Below are 10718 nucleotides of genomic sequence, written 5' to 3'. Positions count from 1 at the left end.
CGGAGCTGGGCAGGCTCGACGTCGTCGTGGCCAACGCCGGCATCCTGCCGATGGCCATGGGCGACCCGGACCCGATGGACTTCGTCGACGCCACCGACGTCGACCTCATCGGCGTGATGAACGCGGTCGCGGTGGCCGTGCCGCACCTGCCGAACTTCGGGTCGGTCGTCGTGACCGGGTCGACCGCGGCGATGCTGCCCGACACGACCGACAACCCCGCGATGGGCCCCCGGCAGCGCCGGCTGCGGCTGGGCGAAGCGGATCCTGATGAGCTCCGTCGAGCAGATGGCCCTGCACCTCGCGCCGAGGTTCATCCGTGTCGACGCCGTCCACCCGGCCAATGTCAACACGCACCTGCTGCACAACGACGGCCTCTACGGCATGTTCCGGCCCGACCTCGAGAACCCGACCCGGGAGGACGTCGAGCCGGCGTTCACAACCTTCCAGGCCATGCCGATCCCCTACGTCGAGCCGGTCGACATCTCCAACCTCGTCCTGTTCCTGGCCTCCGACGAGGCCCGCTACGTGACCGGGCAGCAGATCCGCGTCGACGCCGGTTCGCTGCTGAAGTACCCGCAGGGACCCGGCAGCTGAGCCTGCCTCAGCGGCGGGTGGCGGCGAACTCGGCGAGCCGGTCGAGCTCGCGGAGGGCTTCGGCCTCGGGGAGGGTCTCGAGGTTCAGCGTGACCTCGTCGACCCCGGCCTCGGCGTAGCCGTCCACCATCTCCGGATCGGGATTCGCGGCGTACACCGTGAACGGCACGTTCTGGCGGCCCTGCTCGGCCAGCCACTCCCGGACGCGGCGGATCTCGTCGGGAGGGGTGTGCGCGCGGGGCAGCCACGCGTCGCCGAAGCGCGCCAGCCGGCGCAGCGCCGCCTCGCTCTCGCCGCCGAGGTAGATGGGCGGATGGGGCTTCTGCACGGGCTTCGGCCAGGCGTAGATCGGGCCGAAGTCGACGTACTTCCCGTGGAACTCCGCCTCGTCCTTCGTCCAGATCTCGATCAGCGCCGCGAGCTGCTCGTCCATCTGCGCACCGCGGGTGGTGGGTTCGGTGCCGTGGTTGCGCATCTCCTCGCGGTTCCACCCCACCCCGACCCCGAAGGCGACCCGGCCGCCGGAAACGAGGTCGAGGCTCGCGACCTGCTTGGCGGTGTGGATGACGTCCCGCTGCGGAAGCAGCGCGATGCCGGTGCCCAGCACGAGCCGCGAGGTCACGGTGCCGACCACGGACAGGGCGACGAACGGATCGAGCGTGCGGTAGTACATCCGCGGAAGATCACCTCCGCCCGGATACGGAGTCTCCCTGCTCACGGGGATGTGGGAGTGCTCGGCGATGAACAACGAGGTGAAGTCGCGTTCCTCGAGTGCGCGCCCCAGCGCCTCCGGGCCGATTCCCTCGTCGGTGATGAACGTGGCGATCCCGAACTTCATCCCTCGACACCTACCAGATCGGGGGCGTCGGCGTCCGGCAGTGGGCCGGTCAACCGATTCAGAGTCACCCGGCCCTCGTGATCATGGCCTGCTGCATGAGTGAAACGGCCGCCGGATCGGGAACACAGGAGGCCTCGGCGGGCGATGATTCGACGGTGCCGCCACTCCCCCGCACCGCCTCCGCGCGACCCGACGCCGCCACGGGACCGTCGCCCGGGGTCCTCGCCGTCGTCCTCGGGTTGCTCTTCGGCCTCGCCGGCACCAGCACCTCGGGTCTCACGGTCGCGCTGCCCCAGCTCGCGGGCGAGCTCGGCATCTCCACGGCGAACGCCGCGTGGGTGATCAGTATCTACGCCGTCGCGCTCGCCGTGTCCACGCCGTTGCAGGGCCGGATCGCCGACGCCGTCGGGGTCCGGGGGCCCCTGTGCACCGGGATCGCGCTGCTCGCCGCCGGCGCGATCGGCTCCGCGCTCGCCCCGAACATCGCGGTCCTCCTCACCGCCCGCGTCGTGCAAGGCATCGGGGCGGCCGCGATCCCGGTCCTCGCGACGACCCTGATCAGCGCCCGCTACGAGGGCCACGCCCGCGCCGCGGCACTCGGCCGGCTCGCCGGCACCGGCGCCGTCCTCTCCGCACTCGGCCCGCTCGTCGGCGGCGCGGTCGAGGGCCTCGGCGGATGGCGGTGGGCGATCGCCCTGCCGGCCGTGGGACTGCTCGCCGTGCCCCATCTCTGGCGCGTTGCGCGGATACCGGGCGACGGGGCGCGGATCGACCTGCTCGGCGCGCTCGCCGTCGCCGTCGCGGCGACCGGCCTGGTCCTGGCCATCCAGTCCCCCTCCGCCGGGCTCGGCGCGGCGTTCGCGGGTGTTGCGCTGATCGTCGTCGGGGCGCCGGCGGTGGTGCTGCGCGTCCGCTCCCGGCCGGAGGGCTTCCTGCCCCGGTCCGTGGTCACCAACCCGGTGGTCGTCCGCTCGGCACTCGCCGCGGCCGCGGTGCCCGCGAGCTGGTTCGCACTCCTGCTGGGCATCCCGATCGCCCTCGCGGCCCGCGACTGGACCCCGTTGACGATCGGGCTGCTCATGGTCCCGGCCGCCGCGGTCGGGCTCTTCTCGCCGCGCCTCGCCACCACGCTCCTCGACCGCCTCGGCCCCCGCCGCACGCTGCTCGTCGCCTGCCCGACGACCGCGGTCGGGCTGATCCTGGCCGCGGTCGGGGCCTGGTACGACGTGACCCCGCTGCTCCTCGTCGCCGTGGTGCTCAACACCGTCGCCTTCGGGATCGGCCAGCCCGCGATGACCGCCGCGGTGAGCGGGGCGGTACCCGCCGAGCGACGCGGCGGAGCGCTCGGCGTCGCCACCCTCGCGTTCCTCACCGGGGCCGGGATCGGCGCCGCGGTCGTCGGCGGCCTCGCCGCGCCGCTCGGCATCGGCACCGCGGTCGCCGTCCTCGTCCTGCTCCCGATCCTGGGCATCGCGCTGCTGCTCGGGGGGAACCGAACGGAGCACCCGACCTGACCGGCGGTGCCTGACCACAGCCCCGGCCCGCGCGCGTGACACGGGCCGGGGGGCGGATCTGTCCGACTCCCGGGGTCGACGAGAGCTACCCCGCGGCTTCCGCCGCCCCGGCCTCCCTCTCGCCGCGCCGCGGCGGCCGCCGCTCCCGGCAGTAGCTCCCCGGCGGGTCGGACCGGCCGAATGCGCACTCACCACGTTCCCTGCACCGCCGGTTGCAGGGGCCGATCGTGTCCTGCTTCGCCGCCGCCGCCCTGCGCAGTGCGGCGACGTCGAGCCCGGTCACTGTGCCGACGCCAGCACGTTCTCCTTCTCGGCGACGCTCATCCCGGGCTTCGCCCCGAGGTCGAACCGCGGGCCGGAGGGCAGAGTGTTGTGGAAGAACTTGCCGCCCTTGATGACCGTGGTGATCTTGTCGAGGTCCTGCATCACCGTGATGTCGGTGAGCGGGTCGCCGTCGACCACCACGATGTCGGCGAACTTGCCCGCCTCGAGCGTGCCGACCTTGCCCCCGAAGTCGACCAGGGCACCGGCGTCGCGGGTGGCGGCCACGAGGGTCTCGCGCGGGGTGTAGCCGAACATCTCGACGAAGTTCTGCAGGTCCCGGGCGTAGGTGCCGTGCGGGGTCCAGGCCAGGCCGAAGTCGCCGCCGGGCAGCACCCGGATGCCCGCCGCCTTCATCTTGGCCACGCTGGCGATGGTCTCGACCATCTCCTCCTTGTAGCCCATGGAGTCGAGCACATCGTGGCTGAAGCCGAACTGGGCGCCGTTCTCGTAGAGCCCGACCTGCCAGTGGATGGCGGGGCTGACGAAGATGCGGTGCCGCTCCTCGCGCATGCGGTCGAGCGCCTCGTCGTTGAGGTAGTTGGCGTGCCCGATCACGTCGAACCCGGCCTTCATGGCCATGATCACGGCGTCCGCCGAGCGGGCGTGGCAGAGCATCCGCAGGTTGCGGCGGTGCCCCTCGTCGGCCGCGGCGTCGGCCTCCTCCTGGGTGTAGGAGAGCTCGCCGGGCAGGTCGGACTCGATCATGCCCTCGCCGTCGAGGTAGACCTTGACGGTGTCGGCGCCGGACTTGCGGACCGAGCGGATCACCTTGCGGACCTCCCACGGGTTGTCCGCCAGCAGTGCGAGCCCGTCCATCCCGAGCTGCAGGTGGTCCGGGTTCCAGTCGATCATCCCGCCGGTGCCGAGGACGTCGCGGCCGCAGGCCACGTACCGCGGCCCGGGGGCGATCCCGGAGTTGATCGCGTTGCGGACGGCCACGTCGACCGCGTGCAGCGACCCGAAGCTGTTCGCCGAGGTGTAGCCGCAGCGCAGCATCGTCCGCGCGTTCTCCACCGCGTAGATCGTGGTGGCCTCGGCGGTGCAGTTCATGTCCAGGTCCTGCAGGCTGGACGCGTTGAAGTACGACAGGTGGCTGTGCGCCTCCGTCATACCCGGCATCACGAAGCGCCCGCCCAGGTCGATGCGGGGGACATTCTCGTCCACGTCGTCGAACTGGTCCATCGAACCGACGCGGCGGATCTCGTCGCCCTCGACCCAGATGGCACCGTCGGGGATCACTTCCTCGTCGGTGCCGTCGAAGATCCGGCCGTTGACGAGGAGCATGGACTCGGCGTTGAGCATGTCACTCCTTGGTGAGGTGGTGATGCGGGCGTCGTGTCGGGTTCGAGGGGTGCAGGCCCCGGCCGCTTCCCCGGTGAGGTGGTCTTCCGTCCGGCCGCGCGATTCCCCACGACACTCGCTGTGGTCCGCGTCACCGTCCTGGAACGTGCACCCAAGCTTCTGCCGGGCGCCCCGTTCCGTCAATGGGGGCTCCTCGGGCCGGACTCCGGAATCGGGACGGCCCGATATCTCGGGCACGAACGCGGCCGTCGAGCACTGCGCCCCCCTCACATTCATCACGGGCAGGACGAGTCCTTCCGGACAGCCGTGCACACCGACCGTTCGGGGGCAGTAGTGGCGGGCTCAGGAGATCGGCACTACGCCACGCTCATGGGGATCGCCCGGGGCTATCAGCGATCACAAGCCCTGGCCGTCGCCGCGGAGCTCGGGATAGCGGACCTCCTGGGCGGCGGGAGACGGACGGTCGGCGACCTGGCCACGACGACGGGCACCGACGAGCCGTCGCTCTACCGCCTCCTGCGCGCGCTGGCCTCGATCGGCGTCTTCCACGAGGACGACGAGCGCCGCTTCTCCTTGACGGACATGGGCGAGCTCCTCCGCCGCGACCATCCGCAGTCGGTCGATCCCGCCGTGCGGATGTTCTGCGCGGACTACCAGTGGCGAGCCTGGGGCGAGCTGAGCCACAGCGTCCGGACCGGCGGGAACGCGGCCGTCCATACGCTCGGTACGGACGTGTGGGAGCACCGCCGCAGGAACCCGCAGGACGGCGTCGTCTTCGACGCGGCGATGAGGACGATGGCCGACTCCTACGCCGACGGCGTCCTCGCCGCCCACGACTTCGGGACGTACGACCTCGTCGCCGACATCGGCGGGGGCACGGGCACGATGCTCGCGGCGGTGCTCGACGCCCATCCCGCCGTCCGCGGGATCCTCGCGGAGCAGCCCGAGGTCCTCGCCGGCGCGCCGGTGGTCCTCGACGCCGCCGGGGTGGCCGACCGGGTGACCCTCGTGGAGTGCGACTTCTTCGCCGAGGTCCCGAAGGGCGCCGACGCCTACGTGCTGCTGCGGGTGCTGCACGACTGGGTGGACGAGGACGCGGCCAGGATCCTGCGCCGGGTGCGGGAGGCGATGGACCCGTCCGCCCGGGTACTGATCATCGACGCCGTCGTCGGCCCTCCGAACGAGGACCCGCTCACCAAGTTCCTCGACATGATGATGCTCGTGTCCGCGGGCGGCCGGGAACGCACCGAGGCCGAGTGGACAGCACTGCTGGAGGAGACCGGATTCCGCCTCGAGAGCATCGTCCCCGCCGGACCGGGCCGTGCCGTGATCGACGCCGTCCCGGCCGGCTGAGCCGGTCGTGGCACTCGTGACGTCCGTCCTGCAGGTGCCGGGCGCCCGCCTCCACGTCGAGGTCCAGGGGTTCGGCCCGGTACTCCTGCTCATCCCGGGCGGGGCCGGGGACGCCGGCGCGTTCGCCGGCATCGCACCGCTGCTCGTCGGCTCTTACACCGTCGTCGCCTACGACCCGCGCGGCACCTCACGCAGCCCGCTCCACGGCCCGCCGGCCGACATCACGGTGGCGACGCAGGCCGACGACGCGCACCGGCTGCTGGCCGCGTTCGGGTCCGGACCGGCCGCGGTGTTCGGCAACAGCGCCGGCGCGGTCACCGCACTCGAGCTCGTCACCCGGCATCCCGAGCAGGTCCACACGCTCGTCGCCCACGAGCCTCCCGTGACCGAACTGCTCCCCGACGGTGCCCACCACCGGAGAAGGAACGACGAACTGCGGGAGATCCACCGCGACCACGGCCCCCTCGCCGCGCTGACCCGCTTCCTGGCGGACACCGGGATGGGCGATGGCATGCCGGCGCCACCCTCGCCGCACGACCCCCGCGAGCAGGCGGCGCTGGGCCGCATGATGAGCAACCTCGACATGTTCTTCGCCCACGTGGTCGGTCCCGTCGTCCACTACCGGCCGGACGTCGAGGCCCTGCGCGCCGCGTCGACGCGGATCGTGGTGGCCGGTGGAACGGAATCGAGCGGTCGAACTCCCTGGCGGGCTGCCGAGGCGCTGGCCACGGCCCTCGGCACACCTCTCGTCCCGCTCCCCGGAGACCACAGCGGGTTCGTCGGCAGGCCCGACGAGTTCGCCGCGGCGCTGCGACCGCTCCTGTCCGAGCGAACCCGCTCCTCCGGGTGAGCCGCCTCGAAGCCCTGAGGCCGCAGCGGACCAGCGCCTCTCAGGTACCGCAGAACGTGCGATGGGTGCCGGAGCTCGGCGGCGCCGGTAGGGCGTACGGCTCCAGACCGGGCCGTGCCTCGAACGGACGGGCGAGTACGTCGACCAGCCGATGGAAGGGTTCCAGGTCGCCGGCGGTCGCCGCGCCGAGCGCGTCGTCCACCAGGTGGTTCCGCGGGACGTAGACGGGGTTGACCCGGTCCATAGCCTCCGCGGTCTCCCGCGGGTCGACCGAACGGGATGCCAGCCGTGCCCGCCACCGGCCCGACCATGCGTCGAAGGCGTCGGGCCCGGCGAAGAGCGCTCGCGCGGACGCCGCGTCTCCGAGCAGCGACGACGACAGCGCCCGGAAGAACGAGGTGAAGTCGACCCTCTGCGCCTTCAGCAGCGCCAGCAGGTCCTCGATCAGCGGGTCGTCCTCCTCCTCGGCGTCCGCGATGCCCAACTTGGCGCGCATCCCGTTGCCCCAGTACCGGCCGTAGCGGTCCGCGAACGACGACAGCACGTCGGTGGCCGCCTCGACAGCGGTGTCCGTGTCCTCGTGGATCAGGGGCAGCAGCGTCTCGGCCAACCGCGCCAGGTTCCACTGCGCGATGCCCGGCTGGTTGCCGTAGGCGTAGCGGCCGCCGTGATCGATCGAGCTGAACACGGTGGCGGGGTCGAACGCGTCGATGAACGCGCAGGGGCCGTAGTCGATCGTCTCGCCGGAGATCGTCATGTTGTCGGTGTTCATGACGCCGTGGACGAACCCGACGAGCATCCAGCGGGCGATCAGCGACGCCTGTGCGTCGACGACGCTCTCGTAGAACGCGAGGTACGGGTTCTCCGCCTCGGCTGCGTCCGGGTGGTGGCGGGCGATCACGTGGTCGGCGAGGCGCCGCACGAGCTCGGGGTCCCGGCGCGCCGCCGCGTACTGGAACGTGCCGACGCGGACATGGCTCGACGCGACCCGGGTCAGCACCGCGCCGGGCAGCATCGTCTCCCGCACCACCTGCTCGCCTGTCGCCACCACCGCGAGCGCGCGGGTGGTGGGGATGCCGAGCGCGTGCATCGCCTCACCGATCAGGTACTCCCGCAGCATCGGCCCGACCGGCGCCTTCCCGTCCCCTCCGCGCGCGAACGGTGTGCGGCCCGACCCCTTGAAGTGCAGGTCGCGCCGGTGTCCGTGGACGTCGAGCACCTCGCCGAGCAGGAGTGCTCGGCCGTCGCCGAGGCGGGGCACGTACCCGCCGAACTGATGGCCGGCGTAGGCCTGGGCCACCGGCGACGCCCCCTCGGGCGTGGCGTTGCCGACGAGGACGGCCACGCCCTCCGGTGCTCTCAGCGCCTCGGCGTCGACACCCAGCTCCGCGGCGAGCTCCCCGTTGAGCGCGAGCAGCCGGGGCGCGGGAGCCGGCGCCGCCTGCCAGGGCTCGCACAGGGCCCCCAGTTCACGGGCATAGGAGTTGTCGAACGTGAACAACGACCCGACCGCGACGCTCATGGCACCGAGGCTAACCCGACGCTCCGCGGTCACGCCGGGTCCGCCGCCGGCGTTCGAGGACGTAGCCGACCGCCGAGAGGGCGAGCATCGTGCCGCCGGCGAACCTCTCGTTGATCCAGACCCCCCGGACGCGGGGGACGAGCCCGGGGAACTCCGCCTCCATGCCCTCGGCGCCGGGGAAGGCGAACGCGGCGCCCTGCGCGGCCCAGAACAGCGCCGGCAGGGCGGCTCCCAGCGCGAGATCCCGATCCGAGCCGGTTCCCCCGCGCCGCAGGAGGTACAGGCCTCCCCCACCGAGCAGGGACCCGAGCGCGATCGTCTGGGCGTCGTGGAACTTCGCGTGCGGCGGCCACGCGGGATTGAACAGATGGGTGCGGTTCCAGTCCGCGAGGAAGCCACCCACGGCGGTCAGGCCGGACACCGAACAGAGGATGACGCGTCCAGGTCGCACGAGGCCGACCGTAGCAACGCACGCCGTCCCGCGTCCCTCAGACACTCCCTAGCTGTCGGTGCCCCGTGGCGGGCCAGTTCGGCGCGGAGTGCCCGCCACGGCTCCCGGGCCGGCATCCCGGGCCAGAGCGCGCGGGCGTCCCGCGCCGTCGCGACCTCCCCGTCCACCAACAGCGCCTCGAACCGGCCGTCAAGGACCCAGGAGGCATCGGTGCTCGCACCGGCGAGGGCGTCGAGGAAGACGTCGAGGAACCGGGGCGCGCTCGGCCAGGCACGTACCCGGTATCCGGACCCAGTCGAGCTCGCCCGTCCACAGCCGCTGCCGCGCCCCGGCGGCCTCGGCCGGGGACGTCAGCCACCCGGAGAGCATCGTGCTGGCCCGGCGCGACTTCGTCCGCCAGGAGCTTTGGCCCGCGTTGGCACCACGTCGTCCGCGACGTCGAGCAGACCGCGGATCACCGCTCCGCGATCGTCGCCGAACCCGCCGCCGCCGATACCCAGGACCGGCAACAGGACGAGTGGCAGCACGCGCCGGGGATCCCGGCGCACCCGGACGGCGATCTCGTCCAGAACGTCGTCGCGGAGCTTCGTGCACGGTTCGCCGAGGCCGGCCGCGACCCCGCGGGGCTCGAGGTGCAGCTCGAGGGGCCCGCGCCGGCCGAGGCGGGCGGGATGCCCGATCCCGGCGCGCACCTCGACGAGCTCGACCGGTATGCGAAGGCCGGGGTGACCTCGGTGTTCGTGCACATCCCGCCGGACGGTGGCGAGGCCGCACTCGACGCCCTGCGCAGCTACGGCGCGCAGGTCGTCGCACCCAACCGGACCGCCGGCCACTGAGCCTCCGGTGGAGCCGGCGCCGTCGGCTACACCCGCGCGCCCGCCGGGGATGCCGGACGCCGAAGGCCATCTCCCACATGCTGCCGATCGGCGGGACGTCCTGGCCCCACCACGACGGCGCGACGGCGTGGCCCGCGGCGGGGCGGGCCCACTCGATCTCGCCCCAGTCGGCGCGGGAGAGCGGATCGGTCGCGGCGGCGCGCCAGCGCGGCGCCCTTCCCGACCCTGCCGTACACACGGTGTCAGAGGAGGGGCGCCGCTGCAACCACTCGCCGACAGCAGGCCGCCGGAGAACAGCCGATCCGGTCGGCTACTCGAGGGGTCCGTTCTTGACCAGACCACCGGCCGGGCCTTCGACGAAGCGGGGGTCGAGCTGCATGAACTCGCTCTCCAGGCCGTTGGCGCCGTCGGGACGGTTGTCCCCGTTGACGCCGTCGACGAAGGACCGGACCGCCGTCTCGGCCGTGGCCTGCCCGGCGTCCACCCCCTGCAACGGGCTCTGGGTGTCCTGGGCCGCGTAGGCGGCTCCGACGCCGACGAGCGGCAGGACCGCGACCCCGACGGCGACCGCGATCAGCGAGCGACGCGTGCGTGCGTTCATCAGTACATCCTTCGAGTCGTTCGACAGTGTCGGGTCCGGGATCCGACCGGACCCCGCGTCACATGTTCTCGGCGCCGGCTTTGATCGCCTCACGGATGCGGTTGTAGGTCCCGCACCGGCAGATGTTGCGGATCTCCTCGATCGCGTCCTCGTCCAGGTCGCGGCCCTCGGCCTGGCACTGCTTGACCTTGGCCACGGCGGCCATGATCTGGCCGGGCTGGCAGTACCCGCACTGCGCCACGTCCCGGTCGATCCAGGCCTGCTGCATCGGGTGCAGCTCGTCGCCGTCGGCGAGCCCCTCGATCGTCGTGACCTCGTCGTCGGGCTTGACGTCGCAGACCCGCACGGAGCACGGGTTGAACGCCTTGCCGTTGATGTGGCTGGTGCAGGCCTTGCAGACGTTGATCCCGCAGCCGTACTTCGGACCGGTGACGCCGAGCAGGTCCCGGATCACCCAGAGGAGACGGACGTCGTCGTCGGTGTCGACGGTGACGGACTTGCCGTTGAGCTTGAAGGTCTGCGTGGGCATGTCG

At 72.4% G+C, this 10718-nt stretch carries 10 protein-coding genes and 2 pseudogenes; 6 read left to right on the top strand and 6 right to left on the bottom strand.

Annotated features, from left to right (window positions below):
* Nucleotides 1–50: 50 nt before the first annotated feature.
* Nucleotides 51–140, top strand: a pseudogene (locus tag JWP64_RS31580) (hypothetical protein); the annotation flags it as partial.
* Between the two features lie 97 nt (nt 141–237).
* Nucleotides 238–594: pseudogene (locus JWP64_RS18215) on the top strand (SDR family oxidoreductase); the annotation flags it as partial.
* A gap of 7 nt (nt 595–601) precedes the next feature.
* On the opposite strand, the gene JWP64_RS18210 reads toward JWP64_RS18215, so the two are convergent.
* The gene (locus JWP64_RS18210; RefSeq protein WP_297498595.1) at nt 602–1432 is read right to left on the bottom strand and encodes an LLM class F420-dependent oxidoreductase; all 831 of its coding nucleotides are present in this window, start codon (nt 1430–1432) and stop codon (nt 602–604) included.
* 155 nt (nt 1433–1587) lie between these two features.
* Between JWP64_RS18210 and JWP64_RS18205 the strand changes: the two genes are divergently transcribed.
* Nucleotides 1588–2946: an MFS transporter gene (locus JWP64_RS18205; RefSeq protein ID WP_297498592.1), complete on the top strand. Its 1359-nt coding sequence runs from the start codon at nt 1588–1590 to the stop codon at nt 2944–2946.
* A gap of 279 nt (nt 2947–3225) precedes the next feature.
* Here JWP64_RS18205 and JWP64_RS18200 read toward each other — a convergent pair whose 3' ends face one another.
* Nucleotides 3226–4572: an amidohydrolase family protein gene (locus tag JWP64_RS18200; protein ID WP_297498588.1), complete on the bottom strand. Its 1347-nt coding sequence runs from the start codon at nt 4570–4572 to the stop codon at nt 3226–3228.
* 369 nt (nt 4573–4941) lie between these two features.
* On the opposite strand from JWP64_RS18200, the gene JWP64_RS18195 reads away from it, so the two are divergent.
* Both JWP64_RS18195 and JWP64_RS18190 read left to right on the top strand, forming a co-directional pair.
* The gene (locus JWP64_RS18195; protein WP_297498585.1) at nt 4942–5925 is read left to right on the top strand and encodes a methyltransferase; all 984 of its coding nucleotides are present in this window, start codon (nt 4942–4944) and stop codon (nt 5923–5925) included.
* Nucleotides 5926–5932: 7 nt separating this feature from the next.
* Nucleotides 5933–6775 (top strand): alpha/beta hydrolase, encoded by an 843-nt coding sequence (locus tag JWP64_RS18190; protein ID WP_297498582.1) that lies wholly within the window; start codon nt 5933–5935, stop codon nt 6773–6775.
* A 40-nt stretch (nt 6776–6815) separates the two neighbouring features.
* Here the strand turns inward: JWP64_RS18190 and JWP64_RS18185 are convergent, their stop codons facing one another.
* On the bottom strand, nt 6816–8297 hold the full coding sequence (locus JWP64_RS18185) for a protein adenylyltransferase SelO (protein ID WP_297498579.1): 1482 nt from the start codon (nt 8295–8297) through the stop codon (nt 6816–6818).
* 10 nt (nt 8298–8307) lie between these two features.
* Nucleotides 8308–8718 carry a DUF6640 family protein gene (locus JWP64_RS18180; RefSeq protein WP_297498576.1) on the bottom strand — a complete coding sequence of 137 codons (411 nt, stop codon included), beginning with the start codon at nt 8716–8718 and terminating at the stop codon, nt 8308–8310.
* 662 nt (nt 8719–9380) lie between these two features.
* Here JWP64_RS18180 and JWP64_RS18175 point away from each other — a divergent pair.
* Entirely contained in the window at nt 9381–9584 is a 204-nt protein-coding gene (locus JWP64_RS18175; protein ID WP_297498573.1) for a hypothetical protein, read from the top strand.
* Nucleotides 9585–9894: 310 nt separating this feature from the next.
* Here JWP64_RS18175 and JWP64_RS18170 read toward each other — a convergent pair whose 3' ends face one another.
* Nucleotides 9895–10185, bottom strand: coding sequence for a hypothetical protein (locus tag JWP64_RS18170; protein WP_297498570.1), 291 nt, complete (start codon nt 10183–10185; stop codon nt 9895–9897).
* A gap of 58 nt (nt 10186–10243) precedes the next feature.
* Nucleotides 10244–10714 carry a (2Fe-2S)-binding protein gene (locus JWP64_RS18165; RefSeq protein ID WP_297498568.1) on the bottom strand — a complete coding sequence of 157 codons (471 nt, stop codon included), beginning with the start codon at nt 10712–10714 and terminating at the stop codon, nt 10244–10246.
* Nucleotides 10715–10718 lie beyond the last annotated feature (4 nt).

Source organism: Pseudonocardia sp. (assembly GCF_025465255.1).
Classification (GTDB): Bacteria; Actinomycetota; Actinomycetes; order Mycobacteriales; family Pseudonocardiaceae; genus Pseudonocardia.
This window is presented reverse-complemented; position numbering and strand designations above follow the sequence as displayed.

Coding starts and splice junctions, on each gene's coding strand:
- JWP64_RS18210 (WP_297498595.1), bottom strand. CDS start 1,432: ATGAAGTTCGGGATCGCCACGTTCATCACCGACGAGGGAATCGGCCCG.
- JWP64_RS18200 (WP_297498588.1), bottom strand. CDS start 4,572: ATGCTCAACGCCGAGTCCATGCTCCTCGTCAACGGCCGGATCTTCGAC.
- JWP64_RS18195 (WP_297498585.1), top strand. CDS start 4,942: ATGGGGATCGCCCGGGGCTATCAGCGATCACAAGCCCTGGCCGTCGCC.
- JWP64_RS18185 (WP_297498579.1), bottom strand. CDS start 8,297: ATGAGCGTCGCGGTCGGGTCGTTGTTCACGTTCGACAACTCCTATGCC.
- JWP64_RS18170 (WP_297498570.1), bottom strand. CDS start 10,185: ATGAACGCACGCACGCGTCGCTCGCTGATCGCGGTCGCCGTCGGGGTC.
- JWP64_RS18165 (WP_297498568.1), bottom strand. CDS start 10,714: ATGCCCACGCAGACCTTCAAGCTCAACGGCAAGTCCGTCACCGTCGAC.